Source organism: Cellulomonas sp. Root485, from assembly GCF_001426705.1.
GTDB lineage: Bacteria > Actinomycetota > Actinomycetes > Actinomycetales > Cellulomonadaceae > Cellulomonas.
On the sequence record NZ_LMFC01000001.1, the window covers coordinates 580436 to 594781 of the forward strand.

Consider the following 14346-nt stretch of genomic DNA (forward strand, 5'->3'; position numbering starts at 1 on the left):
TGCCCGCGGACACCCGAAACCGCGATAGCCAAACGGAGGGCGATGGCCTTGCGGCCGACGCCTCGGCGCCGCCGGGCGGCCTGTGCTTCGATCGGGACAGCAACCCGTCCTGAGGCACGCGGACGGGGTCGACCCCGACAGAAGGAAGCATTGCGATGACCGACACCCTGCTCGTCCCGTTCGGCGCCGCCCCCGTGCCGTCGAGCGGTGCCGAGGTCGAGCGTCGGATCGGCGACCTCCTGGCGACCCTCGCGCAGCCGGGGGTGGGAGGGCTCGGCGGGGTCCGGGTAGCGGCTGAGCTCGATGGTGCCGACATCGCGTCCCTGCGCGTCGACGCCTCGGGGCTCACCGTCGACGACCAACGGCTGAAGGCCGTGTCCGCCGCGGCGCCGCCCGTCGGCGTCGTGCACCGCGTCCCGGGCACGATCCGGAGGCTGGAGGTCGTCGCACACCCGGTGTCGGTCAGGGGTGTCCCCGCCCAGGTGGACATCGCGGCGAGCGACGTCCGCTTCGACTGGGTGGTCGGAGCGGACGACCAGGTCTACGTCGAGGTGCGGCAGCCGTCGGACGCCGAGCCGGTGGTCGGCACGGCACGCATCTCCGTCGCGCACCGGGATCTGGTCGCCGCGGTGCGGACGGTGCTGACCGGGGTCCTCCAGGAGAAGGGCTTCACGCTCACGGCGCTCGACCTGGACCTGCAGAACCGCGGACCTCGCGCGTTGGCCGTCCGTGCAGATGCCAAGGTCCAGCGGAGCTTCCTGCGTGCGGGGGTGACCGTGACCGCGTCGGCCTCGATCGACCGGTCGCTGGTGCTCGAGGTCGGCGACACGACGATCTCGAGCAGCAACCCGATCGTCGAGGGATTCCTCGGGCCCTTCCGGTCGAAGGTCGCGGCCGAGGCCGACCGGAAGATCGACCTTGCCGCGCAGCTTCCTGCCGGTGTCACGGTGTCCGACGTGAGCATCGCGGCGGGCGACGACGTCGTGATCTCGGTGACGCTCGGGTAGCGGCGTCGGATCGCGACCGGTGCGTCAGGCGGCCGCCGCGTCGTCGGTGAGCGGGTAGCCGGCCCGGCGGACGTGGTCGCGAGCGTGCGCGACGGCGGCGGGGAGGTCGTCGAACAGGTGCTCGTGATGGCGCAGCGCGTCCAGGACGCCGACGGTGCGGAACAGCTCGACGTGCCCGTCGCGCACCCCCTTGATGAGCACCGTCACGCCGCGGGCCTCGAGCTGCTGGACGATCTCGCTGAGCACGTGCGCTCCGGTGGCGTCGACGAGCTCGAGCTGCGACATGCGCAGCACGACGACGGTCACGCCGTCGAGACCCGTGACCTCGTCGAGCACCCGGTCGGCGGCTGCGAAGAAGAGCGGACCGTCGATGCGGATGACGGCGATCTGCTCGTCGCCGAGCTCTGGTTCGCCCGGCACCGGCTCGCGGGCGACACCCGCCGAGCGCGCGAGGCCGCGCAGCGCGAACCCGCCGGCGACGACGACCCCGATGCCGACGGCGACGATGAGGTCGACCGAGACCGTGACCACGGCCGTGACGACGAAGGCGGCGGCATCGGCGCGGGTCGAGCGCAGGATCGACCGGGCCGTCGCGACGTGGACCATGCGCACGGCCGTCACCATCAGCACGCCGGACAGCGCGGCGAGCGGGATGTGGGCGACCGGGCCCGCGACGACGAGGACGACGGCGAGCAGCACGGCGGCATGCGTCGCTGCCGCGGCCCGGGTTCGCGCGCCGGAGCGGACGTTGACCGCGGTGCGGGCGATCGCCCCGGTGGCCGGCATGCCACCGAACAGACCCGCGGCGAGCGAGGCCAGGCCCTGGCCGACGAGCTCGCGGTCGGGGTCGTACGCGCCGGTGTCGGTGAGGGAGGCGGCGACCCGCGCGGACAGCAGCGACTCGATGGCGGCCAGTGCCGCGATGGTGAGCGCCGCCGGCAGGAGCGCCTGCATCGTCGCCGGGTCGAGGAGCGGGATCGACGGGGCGGGCAGGCTGTGCGGCAGGGCGCCGATGGTCGCGAGCGGGGCGTGCAGGGCCTGCGCCGCGACGGTTGCGACGACGATGCCGACGAGCGATCCGGGGATCCCCGGACGCAGCCGGGGGAGCCCCAGCATGCAGGCCGAGACGATCCCCACGGCGGCGAGCGACCACGCGAGGGTGGCGGGATCGGCGTTCGTCAGTGACCTCACCGCGGAGGCGACGACGTTGGTGTGCGGTCCCGCCTGCCCGCTCGCGCCGGTGACGGCGGGCACCTGCTGCAGGAAGATGATGGCGGCGATGCCGAGCGTGAAGCCCTCGATGACGGGCCAGGGGATGAACGACACGGCCCTGCCCAGCCGGGCGACCCCGGCGAGGACGACCACGACCCCGGCCATGAGCGTGACCAGCGCGATGGCCCCCGCGCCGTGGGTCGCGACGATCGGTGCCAGGACGACGACCATGGCGCCGGTCGGTCCGGACACCTGCACGTGCGAGCCGCCGAACACGGCCGCGACCAGGCCGGCGACGATCGCGGTGATGAGCCCTGCTTCGGCGCCGGCACCGGACGCGATGCCGAACCCGAGCGCCAGCGGGAGGGCGACGATGCCGACCGTCAGCCCTGCGAGCAGGTCGGTGCGCCACGAGCGCGGCAGCTCGGCGTAGTCGGAGCGGCCCGGGAGAAGACGCTGCGCAGCTGCCCGCACCCGCGTCATCGGGACAGGGCGGGCAGTCCCGCGACGTCGTCGAGCCGGGCGCCGTCGGTGGTCACGATGTCGACGAGCAGCCGGCGGGCGACGGCGAGCAGATCGGCGACGTCCGGGTGCGCGAGCCTGTAGTGGACGTGGCTCGCGCGCCGGTCGGACTCGACGAGGCGGTGGCGGCGCAGGACGGCCAGGTGCTGCGACAGGTGCGACGGCTCGAGCCCGGTCTGTGCCTGGAGCTCCGCGACGGTGTGCTCGTCGCCGTCGGCGAGCAGCTCGAGGAGGCGGATCCGGATCGGGTGCGACAGGCCCTTGAACAGGCCTGCCTTCACCTCGTAGAGCGGACGTTGGCTGCGCGAGTACGGCTGACTGTGCGACATGATGAAGTCATCATATCGTGCTCAGCGGTCGACCCTGACCGAGGAGCGGGAGGGCATCAGCGACGAGCGGAGCCCGCCACGGGTCCGAGCGTGTCCGGTGTCGCGAGGACCTGGCGCTCGACGCGGGTGACGAACGGTGACGTCATGGCCCTGACGAGTGCGCCGTAGCCGAGCCCGAAGCGGAGCTCGTCGCCGACCGTCATCGGGTGGTCGCCGAGGTCGAGGACCAGGTGGTCGCTGCTCATCCCGAGCACGGACATCCCGTCCGGCGGGAGGAGGCCGACGATGTCGACGTCCTGGCGGCCGAGCGCCACGATGGCTTGGCGGCGAGTGCCTCGCGCGCTGTGGGCCGGAGGTTCGCCGTACGTGGCCAGCGCCTGGGTGCCCCACGGGCGCGCGGGCTTGTCGGCGACCTCGATGATCTCCCCCACCAGGGCGAAGGCGTTCGTGCTCAGGCCGGCGATCGGTGTACGGCGGAGGGGCTCGGTACCGAGCAGGATCGACTCGCCGAGGCGCAGCTCGTCGGTGCGTCCGAGCCGGGCCGTCGTCAGCGCCCACTCCAGGGCGGCGGAGTTGCCGCCGGAGACGACGTCGAGCGTGATGCCGTGGTGCGCCTCGGTCCGGTCGACGAGCCGGTGCAGGACGTCCATGTTCGCGTCGTCGGGCACCACCCCGTTCTGGCAGGCCAGGTTCGTGCCGAGGCCGCGCAGCCGCAGCGACCGCGACGCCAGCACGACCCGGACCGCTGCCGGCACGTCGTCGACGGCGATGCCTTCGCGGAGGTCGCCGAGCTCGACCATGAGGATCACGTCGTGGCGGATCCCCGCGTGCGTCGCGGCGTCGTCGAGCGTGGCGATGACGGCGGGCTCGGTGTTGAGGCTGGCGGTCGCGGTGCGCACCACCTGCCCCACCTGGCTGATCATGGGGGAGCGGATCAGGGTCCGTGGCACCGAACCGTCCAGGCGGGCGAGGTTCTCGACCCGGGCGTCACCCAGGCCGATGGCTCCGCCGGCGAGCATCGCGGCAGCGACCCGCGGCGAGCCGAGGACGGCCTTGGTGACCCCGAGGACCCGGATGTCGCGCGCGGCCAACCGGTCCACCAGGACACGGGTGTTGCGCTCGACCAGGTCGAGGTCGATCTCGATCCGTGGGGCGCTCACCGGATCGACGTGGAGGATTCCGCCTTCGGTGCGAGCTCGGGGAACGCGCGCAGGACCATGTCCACCAGGTCCTGGCCCGGCCGGGTCAGCGGGTCGGTGACCGGGAGGCCGAGCTCGAGTCGGTGGTCGTCGATGGACTGGTCGAGCTCGGCTGCGGTCATCGACTCGTGGTTGATGGTCACGCCGATCACCTGGGTGTCGGCGAACGCCTCGATCAGCGCGATCTCGCTGGCCACGGTCGGCATCGGCATCATCGGGAAGTCCCCGAGGACCTCGCGCTTCGGTGCGTGCTGCACGATCACACCCTGGGGGCGGCTGCCTCGCAGGATGTGCCCGGACGTCAGGTACGCCGGGTGGCTCAGCGCGCCCTGCCCCTCGACGACGATCACGTCGGGGTTCTCGCCCTCGAACGCGGCGACGACCTGGTGCTCGACCTCGCCGGAGCAGAACTGCGGGACCAGGGCGTCCAGGGCGACGCCGTACTTGCCGCCCTGGATCAGCGTGGTCTGGCCCGTCCCGACCATGACCGCGTGGATCCCTCGGGCGTTCAGCGCCTGGACCAGCAGCGTCGCGGTGGTCCGCTTGCCGATGGCGCCGTCGGTACCCAGCACCGCGATCCGCGGGCAGGTGACGTCGAAGATCCGCCCCGAGAACAGGTGCAGGTCACGCTTGTCCTTCGGGCGGCGGACGTCGGTGATGGTCACCCGCGCGAGAAGGGCGGCGGCGACGAACTCGGCGTCGTCGTTGAGGAACTCGTGCAGACCGTTGATGACGTGCATGCCCTGGGCGATCCCGTCGAGCAGCACGACCCGCTGCTCCTGCGACAGCAGGCCGTCGGCCGGCGCGAGACCGCAGATCAGGTAGTCGGGGACCGGCCCGGCGTCGGCGATCGCCTCACCCAGCGTGGCGACGATGGGGATGCCGTTCGGGACCCCGTCGAGGAACGTCCCGGCGTCGGTGCCGGCGCACCTGCTGTCGATGACGGAGAGGATCTCGTACTTCTCCGAGTGCCGGACCAGGCCGTTGCCGGTCTTGCCGTCCTGCTCCCCGAACTGGCCCTCGCAGTAGACGACCGCGGTCGAGCCGACCGGGAGGGCGAAGGGTTCGGCCGGGGCGGTCTCGTCGAGACTCCGGAAGGCGTGGGGCAGCGAGGAGCTGTTGGTGAGCGCAGACATGTGGTCCCTCTGAGAAGGCTCAGAGGAGGCGACGGGATCGTGGCCGGGCGATGCGCCCAACGGTCAACGAGTGGTCTGCACTGAGTGCCGGCAAAGTTGCCGGCGAGCCCGACCTTAGCCGCTCGGCACCGACTTCCCTGCATCGTCGCCCGTTCGCCGCTCCAGCCGGACCACGATCGCCTTCGACACGGGGGTGTTGCTGCCGAGCGCTGTGCTGGCCAGGGGGATCAGCACGTTCGCCTCGGGGAAGTACGCGGCGGCGCAGCCGCGGGACGTCGGGTACGCGACGACGCGGTAGTTGCGCAGCGACCGGTCGGGCTCGCCGGGCCACTCGCTGTGGATGTCGACGCGGTCCCCGTCGGCCAGGTCGAGGTCGACGAGGTCCTCCGGGTTCACCAGGATGACGTCACGGCCACCGCGGATGCCGCGGTAGCGGTCGTTGAGGCTGTACATCGTGGTGTTGAACTGGTCGTGGGAGCGGATGGTCTGCAGGATCAGGCGGCCGGGCGGGCACTCGACGGGGACCAGGTCGTTGACCGTGAGCATGGCCTTGCCGGTCGCCGTCGGGAAGGTCCGGGAGTCCCGGGGGCCGTTGGGCAGGACGAAGCCTCCGGAGCGACGGACCTTCTCGTTGAAGTCGCCGAACCCGGGGACGACTCGGGAGATCGAGTCGCGGATGGTGTCGTAGTCACGCTCGAAGGCGGCCCAGTCGATGGGGCCGTCGTCGCCGAGCACCGCCCGGGCGAGGCGCGTGACGATGGAGACCTCGGAGAGCAGCAGGTCCGAGACGGGCGGGAGGGGTCCGTGCGTCGCGTGGACGGCGCACACGGAGTCCTCGACGGACACGAACTGCGGTCCGGTCTCCTGCAGGTCGACGTCGGTCCGGCCGAGCGTCGGCAGGATCAGCGCCTCGGCGCCGGTGACCACGTGCGACCGGTTGAGCTTGGTGGACACCTGCACCGTGAGGTCGGTCCCGTGCATCGCGGCCTCGGCCGCCGCGGTGTCGGAGATCGCCGCCACGAGGTTGCCCCCGAGCGCGAACCACACCTTGATCTCGCCGCGGCGCATCGCCTCGATCGACTGGACGGAGTCGAGCCCGTGCCGGCGCGGCGGCTCGAACGAGAACTCGGCACCGAGGGCGTCGAGGAAGCTGTCCGGCATCCGCTCCCAGATGCCCATCGTGCGGTCGCCCTGCACGTTGCTGTGCCCGCGGATCGGGGAGGCGCCCGCGCCCGGCTTGCCGATGTTCCCGCGGAGCAGCAGGAGGTTGATGATCTCCTTGATCGTGTCGACGCCCTTGCGGTGCTGCGTCAGCCCCATCGCCCACGTGATGATCACGCGGTCGGCGGCGAGGTAGCGCTCGGCCAGCCGGTCCATCTCAGCCACGGTCAGGCCGGTGGCCGTGAGCACCTCCTGCTCGTCGAGCGCTGCGAGGTGGGTCCGCAGTTCGTCGAGGCCGAGCGTGTGCTCCGCGAGGAACTCGTGGTCGAGGACCGTGCCGGGGGCGCGGTCCTCCGCCTCCAGGACCCGGCGGGAGATCCACTGCAGGAGCGCCATGTCGCCGCCGCTGCGGATCTGCAGGAACTGGTCGGCCAGGTCCGTCCCGTGGCCGAGGACCCCGCGCACGGTCTGCGGGTTCTTGTAGCGCCGCAGTGCTGCCTCCGGCAGCGGGTTCACCGAGACGATCGTCGCGCCGTGCCGCTTCGCGTTCTCGAGCGCGGTCAGCATGCGCGGGTGGTTGGTGCCGGGGTTCTGCCCCATGACGATGATCAGGTCCGACTGCGCGAAGTCGTCGTACGCGATGGTCGACTTCCCGACGCCGACCGTGGCGAGCATCGCGGTGCCCGTCGACTCGTGGCACATGTTGGAGCAGTCGGGCAGGTTGTTGGTGCCGAAGGCGCGCACGAAGAGCTGGTAGACGAACGCCGTCTCGTTGGCCGTGCGACCGCTGGTGTAGAACGCGGCCTGGTCGGGCGAGTCGAGCCCGCGCAGCTTGTCGGCGACCAGCCGGAACGCGTCGACCCAGCTGATGGGGACGTAGTGGTCGCTGCCGGCGGCCTTGTGGACGGGTTCGACGAGCCGGCCTTGCTGGCCCAGCCAGTACTCCGACCGGTCCCGCAGGTCGGTGAGCGAGTGCTCGGCCCAGAACGACGTCGGGACGGTCGCCGTGGTGGCCTCCCACGCGACCGCGCGCGCACCGTTCTCACAGAACTCGACCCTCCCGCGATGGTCCGGGTCCGGCCACGCGCAGCTCATGCAGTCGAAGCCGTCCTTCTGGTTCACCTTGGTGAGCAGCCTCAGCGCGCGGCTCGGACCCAGCCCGTCGAGCACGTAGCCCATCGCACTGACGACGGAGGGGAGCCCGACGGCCCACGCCTCGGGTGGGCGGACGGTGAACCGGGGCTCGCGGGCCATCAGGCGTGCACCCGCACGAGCACGCGCTCCGGCCGGGAGTACACGACCATCGACGCCCCCCGCAGGAAGCCCACGAGCGTGATCCCCGACTCCTGCGCGAGGTCGGCGGCGAGCGACGACGGCGCCGACACGGCCGCGAGGACGGGGATACCCGCCATGAGCGCCTTCTGGGTGAGCTCGAACGACGCGCGGCCCGACACCATGAGCACCGTGCCGCGCAGCGGCAGCCGGCCCCCGGTCAGCGCCCACCCGACCACCTTGTCGACGGCGTTGTGGCGACCGACGTCCTCCCGCAGCACGAGAAGCTCGCCCGTCGCACCGTCGAACAGGGCCGCGGCGTGCAGCCCACCCGTCCTGTCGAAGACGTCCTGGTGCTCGCGGAGCCGGTCCGGGAACGTCGCCAGGAGGTCGGCGGGCAGGACGAGCTCGTCGGCGTCGACCGTCCAGTGCGAGTGCGTGCGGACGGCGTCGATGCTGGCCTTGCCGCACAGCCCGCAGGACGACGTCGTGTAGAAGGAGCGCTCGAGGGACGGGTCCGGTGCGGGGACGTCGCGCGCGAGCGTCACGTCGAGGACGTTGTAGGTGTTGAGGCCCTCGTCGGTCGCGCCGGCGCAGTACCGCGCCGCGACGACGTGGTCCGCGGCGGTGACGACGCCCTCCGACACGAGGAACCCGGCAGCGAGCTCGACGTCGTGGCCGGGGGTCCTCATGGTGACGGCGAGCGACCGTCCCCCGACGCGGATCTCGAGGGGCTCCTCGGCAGCGAGGACGTCCTCGGCCCGGTGGACGCCGGTGTCCAGGTCGATGCGCGTCACCCGTCGACGGGCCGTGATTCTTGCCATGCCCCACTATCGCTCGTCGGGCCGCCCGCGGAGTGGTGCGTCGCCCCACCGGCCGCCGTCGCCATACTGCGGGCATGGACGACGCCCCTGCGCCGCGTGCGCTTCGCCGCCTCCCCGCCGTGATCGCGGCTGCGGCCGCCGCCTGGTGGACGGGGACGGTGTCGTGGGCCTACCTGGTGAACACGCAGGGCCCGATGGGCGAGGCGGGGCTCGGAGCGGTGATCGCCGCGCTGGCGGCCACGGTGCTCGCGGCCTGCGCCGTCTTCGCCGGGACGAGCGCGCTCACGCGGCGCAGCACGGTGGCCGGGATCGGCTGCGCCGTGGTGGTGGTCGCTGCTGCGGCGGTGCTCGCGCCGACCGTCGTGGACCGGCACCACAGCTTCGTCGACCGCCCGGACCGCACGGCGACCTGCACCGGGTGGCAGTTCGACCACTACCCCCCGGGCACGTCGGACGCGCCGGAGCTCGTGTACTGCGTGGGCGTGGAACGCCCGGTCGAGGGCTGAGCACGCACGTCCCGCGTACGCGGCGGCCCCCGCTGCAGAGCACGCCGACACCCCCGGCGACCGCGCCGAGAGACTTCCTCAGCAGGAGGCAGAGGACTTCTTCGGCACGGTGAGCGGGGCGCCGGGGGTGGCGGGGAGAACCCAGGCATCGCTCCAGCCCTGTGCGGCCAGGGAAGCGTCGAGCTCTCGGCCGCCCGCGCTCCACGGCAGCTCGAGCGCACCGCAGATGAGCATGCCCTGGAGGAGCTCGTCCGACGGCTCCACGTCGGCCGCTTCGGCAAAGGTCCGGCCCGCGACGTCATACGTCCGCCACCCGAACGGCTCGGCGCCGCTGCAGGAGACGAGTGCGGAGGTGGCGAGGACGTGCGTGAGACCGCACTCGGAGCTGCCCTCCGGCGCGGCACCGAGCGGGCCGCTCGCGGTCGAGTCGTTCGTCAGGTCGATGCTCGTGAGCTCGTACCCGTCCACCGAACGTGCCAGGAACTCGACCACGTCGTGGGCGACGGGGTCGAGCCACACGTCTCCCTCGATCTCGTCCCCGGCGAGCGGGGTGATGGTGCCGTCGGTGGTCTGCCAGTAGAGCCCGTGGACGCCCGTCGGGAAGTGCGGGTCCGCGTCGGCCCAGAGCACGCGACCGTCCGCCTGCTGGAGGATCGGCGCCGCGTCGTGGGACGTCGGGCCGAGGCGGAACGGGCTGAGGCTCCCGTCGCGCAGGTCGACCTCGGTGTACCACCAGCTCTCGCCCAGGCCCTTGAAGTACAGCCAGGCCTTGCGCTGCGTCGCGTCCCACCACATGATCTCGCCGCCGCCGTCGGCCGGGAGCGAGGACAGGCGGTACGTCGCGCTGTCCGGTGCGACGAGGAAGAGGGCCTGCGTACCCGCCGGGTCGAAGGTGCCGTCGTCCTCGCCGGGGATGACCGTGACTGTCGAGAAGAGGGTGAGGGCCCACCCCGGACCGACCGTGTCCCAGGTGTCGTCGGTCATGACCCAGGCGTCAGGCTCCGACGTGTGTCCCTTCGGTGCGAGAGCACGGGCGGTCGCGGTCGCCGTCGGTGTGCTCGAGGGCTCGACGGACGGTGTCGGCGTCGTGGTGTGCGCCGGCGGGGCGGGTGCCGGAGCGCTTCGGTCCAGGAGCGCGGAACCCGTGAGCGCGACCAGGACGAGTGCGGCCGCGGACCCGGCCGCGATCAGCGACTCGTGCCGGCGACGCCGGCCGCGGGCTGCGCGGGCGATGAGCGGGACGGAGAGACCCGGCCGGCGGCGGTGGCGCTCGGTGACCTCGAGACTCAGCTCCTCGAGTCCCCTGCGGAAGTCGTCGGTCATCGTGTCCTCCGGATCGTCGTGACGTCGATGCGGTCACCCTCGTTGTCGCCGAGCAGCGGGCTCAGGTTCTGCCGTGCCTCGAACAGGTACCGCTTGACCGTCCCGGGGGACACGCCCATGCGGTCCGCCACGTCACGGACCGCGAGGTCGTCGACGTAGTGGAGCACCACGGCTGCCCGCTGCTGCGGGGGGAGCGACGCCAGAGCCCGGGCGATGTCGGCACGGCGGACGGCGGTGGTGTCGGGTCCGTCCGGTGCCGGTCCGCGGTCCGCGACCAGCGGGACCAGCCCGAGCCAGCGTCGGCGTCTGCGGTAGCCGTCGAGGAACACGTGCAGGATGGCGCGTCGGACGTACGCCTCGAGCCACTCGACGTCGGCACCGGACCGGCGCCGGGAGAACGTCCGGATGAGAGCCTCCTGGACGACGTCCTGTGCGGTCGCGTCGTCGCCGGTGAGCAGGTAGGCGTACGCCGTCAGCGCCGGTCCTCGTTCGCGGACCAGGCCGGCGAGCCGTTCGTCACCCATGGATCACCTCTCTCGTGCCCTGCAGCCCCGACATCCTTGTGCCCCCAGACGTGCGGGAGGGCCGATCGGTTGTGCGGCGCGGCATGTTCACCCCGTCGCGGCGCTGCGGTAGCCCCGCTCCTGGTTCCGGCGGACGCTGGGTCGGTGACCAACCGCCTCGCGTCCGCGACGAGCCCCTACCTGCAGCAGCACGCCGGCAACCCGGTGGACTGGGTCGAGTGGGGCGACGCCGCGTTCGAGGAGGCGGCCGCCCGTGGTGTGCCCGTGCTGGTCTCGGTCGGGTACGCGGCGTGCCACTGGTGCCACGTCATGGCGCACGAGTCGTTCGAGGACCCGGCGACGGCCGCGTTCATGAACGAGCACTTCGTGTGCGTCAAGGTGGACCGCGAGGAGCGGCCCGACGTCGACGCCGTCTACATGGCGGCGACGCAGGCGATGACGGGGTCGGGCGGCTGGCCGATGACGGTGTTCACGACGCCGACGGGCGAGCCGTTCTTCTGCGGCACGTACTTCCCGCCGCGGCGGGTGCGGGGGACGCCGTCGTTCACGGAGGTGCTGGCGAGCGTCGCGGCGGCGTGGACGACGCGCCGCGGCGAGGTGGAGGAGAGCGCCGGGATCATCGCGGAGGCCCTCGCCGAGCGGCCGGCGGAGGGTGAGGAGGTCGAGCCGTCCGTCGTCGACCGCGCTCTCACCGGACTGACGACCACGTTCGACGCCGCGCGCGGAGGGTTCGGCGGCGCCCCCAAGTTCCCGCCGTCGATGGTGCTGGAGTGGCTGCTGCGCCACCACGCGCGCACAGGGGACGCGCAGGCGCTCGCGATGGCGGAGACGACGCTCGACGCGATGGCCCGCGGCGGGATGTACGACCAGCTGGCCGGTGGCTTCGCCCGGTACTCGGTGGACGCCGCATGGGTGGTGCCGCACTTCGAGAAGATGCTCTACGACAACGCGCTCCTGCTGCGGGTGTACCTGCACGCGTGGCGGGCGACGGGCTCGGCGCTCGCGCGCCGCATCGCGACGGAGACCGCGCAGTGGATGCTCGACGAGCTGCGCACGGGCGAAGGTGGGTTCGCGTCGTCGCTCGACGCGGACAGCGAGGGCCGCGAGGGTGCGTTCTACGCCTGGAGCCCCGCGCAGCTGCGGGAGGTGCTGGGGGACGACGACGGCGCCTGGGCGGCCTACGTCCTGGGCGTGACCGACGAGGGCACGTTCGAGCACGGGACCTCGGTGCTGCAACGGCGCGCCGACCCGACCGACGGCGGGCGGTTCGACGACGTGCGGGCGCGGCTGCGCGCGGACCGGGAACGGCGCCCGCGGCCTGCGCGCGACGACAAGGTCGTCTCCGGGTGGAACGGGCTGGCCGTCGCGGCGCTCGCGGAGGCGGGTGGTCTGCTCGACCGTCCCGACCTGCTCGATGCCGCGACGGAGGCAGCCCGCTTCCTGCTCGAGACGCACGCGCGCCGGGCGCCCGACGGGTCCGTGCGGCTGGTGCGGGCCTCGCGCGACGGGGCGGCCGGCTCCGCGCCCGGCGTGCTGGAGGACTACGCCCACGTGGCCGACGGGCTGCTGACACTCAGCGCCATCACGGGCGAGCAGGTGTGGTTCGGTGCCGCCGGGGAGCTGCTGGAGACAGCGCTGGTGCACTTCGCTGCGACGGACGGCGGGCTGCGGGACACGGCCGACGACGAGACCGACGCCGTCCTCGGCAGGATCCGGGCCCTCCAGGACCCCGCCGACGGGCCCACCCCGGCTGGTCAGTCCGCGGCGGCCGGCGCCCTCCTGACCTACGCCGCCCTCACGGGGTCGCTGCGGCACCGGGAGGCGGCCGAGCGCGCGCTGCGGGGTCCGCTGGGGATCGCGACCCGCTTCCCGCGGGCCGCGGGCGCCGCGCTCGCGGTGGTGGAGGCGCTCCTCGACGGGCCGCGCGAGGTGGCGGTCGTCGGGCGGGACGGCGACCCGGCCCGGCGGGCGCTGCACCTCGCGGCGTTGCGCTCGTCGGCCCCCGGGGTGGTCGTCGCGGTGGGGGAGCCGGGGGGTGACGGGCTGCCGCTGCTCCGAGACCGACCGCTGGTCTCCGGCGTCGCGGCCGCCTACGTGTGCCGAGGGTTCGTGTGTGACCTCCCCACGACGAGCCCGGACGCGCTGGCCAGGGAGCTCGGGCGGTGAGCGGGAGGCGTCCGGCATCCGAGACTGCTTGACAGCATGTGGACGCGTGCTCACACTCGTGGCATGTCCACCACCAGCATCGTGCGCCACGTCGACGTCATGTCGACGCGCCGGTGTCTGTGTCGAATGTGTCTCTGAGGACTCCGTCCTCCCGGTCCCAGCAGCTCTGAGCAGCTCCCTGCAGGCGTCACGCCGCAGGTAGGACCTGACCCGCCGCCCCGCGGCGCAGCCCGACACCGTCCTCGACGACGGTGCGGACCGACAGTGGACATCGCCCGACCTGGAGCAGACCGTGCCGAACCGTACCCGTATCGACCTTCTCCCCATCCAGGAGGCCGTCGCGACAGCCTCGCCCAGCGCCTGGCGCGACGGGATCGTCATCTCCCGCGAGCCCGACACCGTCACCGTCGCCCTGCTGGACGGTGGCGCGACCGTGCTGGCCACGAGGGCAGCACCCGCGACCGGGGAGCCCGTCGCCGTGCACCTCGTGGCCGAGGTGGTCGCTCTCGGAGGCGCCTGGTACTCGGCGCGTCCGGTCGCCGGCTAGGCCGTCTGCATCGAGGACATCGCCGCCCGGCACGCCTCGACCATCGCCGTGCACGCCGAGGCGCAGATCCGGCAGTGCTCGGACATCTCCGCGTGCATCGCGCACTCGGCCGCGCAGGCCTCACCCATCGTCATGCACGCCGTCATCATCGAGGTCATGACGCCCATGTCGTAGCCGGCCGGGCGCATCATCATCCGCATCATCGTCGTCGCGACGTCCGCGGTGCTCATGCACATCGAGGCACATCGCCCCATGCCCTCGCCGCCGTCCGCGTCGGCACACATGGTGGCGGCCATCGCGGCTGCCGAGCACGCCTCGATGCAGTCCTGCATCATCGGCATCTTCATACCGGCCATGTCCGCCATCGGCATGGACTTCATCATGTCGGCCATCATGCTCATCGCTGGTCACCCTCCGTCGCTGCCCGTCCGGACCTGGTCCGAGCGACGTTACGCCGCGCTCGGGAGCCGCGCACCACCCCGGGACCGCGGACCGGGGGAGGGCCGAAACCGTCGACGAAACCGACGTTTCTGAAACACTTCACATGATTGACGGCATACATCATACGAGTTACGTTTTCGACCGGTTCGACCGCCCGAACAACGCCGTTCGAGAGAG

The 14346-nt window shown here is 72.5% G+C and carries 13 protein-coding genes; 4 read left to right on the top strand and 9 right to left on the bottom strand.

Translation table 11 applies throughout. The annotated features are described in order from the left end of the window. Nucleotides 1-155 precede the first annotated feature (155 nt). A complete protein-coding gene (locus ASD16_RS02845; RefSeq protein ID WP_055912534.1) occupies nucleotides 156-1007 on the top strand; it encodes a hypothetical protein in 852 nt (283 codons plus the stop codon). 24 nt (nucleotides 1008-1031) lie between these two features. Here ASD16_RS02845 and ASD16_RS02850 read toward each other — a convergent pair whose 3' ends face one another. The 6 genes from ASD16_RS02850 to fdhD form a co-directional block, all read right to left on the bottom strand. Beyond that, nucleotides 1032-2702, bottom strand: a complete 1671-nt coding sequence (locus ASD16_RS02850; protein ID WP_055912537.1) for a SulP family inorganic anion transporter — start codon at nucleotides 2700-2702, stop codon at nucleotides 1032-1034. Then, nucleotides 2699-3070: a helix-turn-helix transcriptional regulator gene (locus ASD16_RS02855; protein WP_055912542.1), complete on the bottom strand. Its 372-nt coding sequence runs from the start codon at nucleotides 3068-3070 to the stop codon at nucleotides 2699-2701. The genes ASD16_RS02850 and ASD16_RS02855 overlap by 4 nt, the downstream gene beginning before the upstream one ends. 56 nt (nucleotides 3071-3126) lie before the next feature. After that, the gene (locus ASD16_RS02860) at nucleotides 3127-4230 is read right to left on the bottom strand and encodes an alanine/ornithine racemase family PLP-dependent enzyme (RefSeq protein ID WP_055912545.1); all 1104 of its coding nucleotides are present in this window, start codon (nucleotides 4228-4230) and stop codon (nucleotides 3127-3129) included. Next, nucleotides 4227-5405 carry a DUF1611 domain-containing protein gene (locus ASD16_RS02865; protein ID WP_082570562.1) on the bottom strand — a complete coding sequence of 393 codons (1179 nt, stop codon included), beginning with the start codon at nucleotides 5403-5405 and terminating at the stop codon, nucleotides 4227-4229. Before ASD16_RS02865 ends, ASD16_RS02860 begins: the two co-directional genes overlap by 4 nt. 114 nt (nucleotides 5406-5519) lie before the next feature. After that, complete coding sequence (locus ASD16_RS02870; RefSeq protein ID WP_055912548.1) at nucleotides 5520-7820, bottom strand: FdhF/YdeP family oxidoreductase; 2301 nt, start codon at nucleotides 7818-7820, stop codon at nucleotides 5520-5522. Continuing rightward, nucleotides 7820-8662: a formate dehydrogenase accessory sulfurtransferase FdhD gene (fdhD, locus tag ASD16_RS02875; protein ID WP_055912551.1), complete on the bottom strand. Its 843-nt coding sequence runs from the start codon at nucleotides 8660-8662 to the stop codon at nucleotides 7820-7822. The genes ASD16_RS02870 and fdhD overlap by 1 nt, the downstream gene beginning before the upstream one ends. 74 nt (nucleotides 8663-8736) lie before the next feature. On the opposite strand from fdhD, the gene ASD16_RS02880 reads away from it, so the two are divergent. Next, the gene (locus ASD16_RS02880; RefSeq protein WP_055912554.1) at nucleotides 8737-9168 is read left to right on the top strand and encodes a hypothetical protein; all 432 of its coding nucleotides are present in this window, start codon (nucleotides 8737-8739) and stop codon (nucleotides 9166-9168) included. A gap of 78 nt (nucleotides 9169-9246) precedes the next feature. Here ASD16_RS02880 and ASD16_RS02885 read toward each other — a convergent pair whose 3' ends face one another. Together ASD16_RS02885 and ASD16_RS02890 are read right to left on the bottom strand one after the other, a co-directional pair. Beyond that, nucleotides 9247-10491 carry a hypothetical protein gene (locus tag ASD16_RS02885; protein ID WP_055912557.1) on the bottom strand — a complete coding sequence of 415 codons (1245 nt, stop codon included), beginning with the start codon at nucleotides 10489-10491 and terminating at the stop codon, nucleotides 9247-9249. Next, entirely contained in the window at nucleotides 10488-11015 is a 528-nt protein-coding gene (locus ASD16_RS02890; RefSeq protein ID WP_055912560.1) for an RNA polymerase sigma factor, read from the bottom strand. The genes ASD16_RS02885 and ASD16_RS02890 overlap by 4 nt, the downstream gene beginning before the upstream one ends. Nucleotides 11016-11159: 144 nt before the next feature. Here ASD16_RS02890 and ASD16_RS02895 point away from each other — a divergent pair, with 144 nt between their 5' ends. Together ASD16_RS02895 and ASD16_RS02900 are read left to right on the top strand one after the other, a co-directional pair. Beyond that, entirely contained in the window at nucleotides 11160-13181 is a 2022-nt protein-coding gene (locus ASD16_RS02895) for a thioredoxin domain-containing protein (protein WP_055912563.1), read from the top strand. A 292-nt stretch (nucleotides 13182-13473) separates the two neighbouring features. Further along, nucleotides 13474-13728, top strand: a complete 255-nt coding sequence (locus ASD16_RS02900) for a hypothetical protein (protein WP_055912566.1) — start codon at nucleotides 13474-13476, stop codon at nucleotides 13726-13728. Here the strand turns inward: ASD16_RS02900 and ASD16_RS02905 are convergent. Then, nucleotides 13725-14129 (bottom strand): hypothetical protein, encoded by a 405-nt coding sequence (locus tag ASD16_RS02905; RefSeq protein ID WP_055912569.1) that lies wholly within the window; start codon nucleotides 14127-14129, stop codon nucleotides 13725-13727. The genes ASD16_RS02900 and ASD16_RS02905 overlap by 4 nt on opposite strands. Nucleotides 14130-14346: the final 217 nt, after the last annotated feature.